This is a genomic window from Chromobacterium alticapitis (assembly GCF_002924365.1).
Classification (GTDB): domain Bacteria; phylum Pseudomonadota; class Gammaproteobacteria; order Burkholderiales; family Chromobacteriaceae; genus Chromobacterium; species Chromobacterium alticapitis.
Genome location: NZ_PQWB01000167.1, coordinates 1 through 263, shown reverse-complemented (window position 1 = coordinate 263; position 263 = coordinate 1). Strand labels below are relative to the sequence as shown.

Genomic DNA, 263 nt, shown 5'->3' with positions numbered 1-263 from the left:
TCCCTTGGGCTACGTCACCGAGCGCCAGTACGACGCAGCCGGGAATGTCACCGGCAGCGTGCGCTACGCCGACAAGCTGGAGGCGACGCTGCCGCGGGGCTCGACCGACCAGACCCACAGCGGCCAGCAAGCGGCGCAAGTGTGGTATCAGGCGGGGACGAACAGTTCCATCTCGCGCGGCGCGGGCCACTTCCAGGCCGGCGACACGGTGACGGCATCGGTCTGGTACAAGAGCGACAGCCAGACGATGGCGCAACTGTTCC

At 68.1% G+C, this 263-nt stretch carries 1 protein-coding gene; it reads left to right on the top strand.

Going from position 1 to position 263, the window contains the following annotated elements; genetic code table 11:
- Nucleotides 1–263, top strand: a 263-nt coding sequence (locus C2I19_RS22170; protein WP_158253786.1) for a hypothetical protein, incomplete at both ends; no start/stop codon positions are given.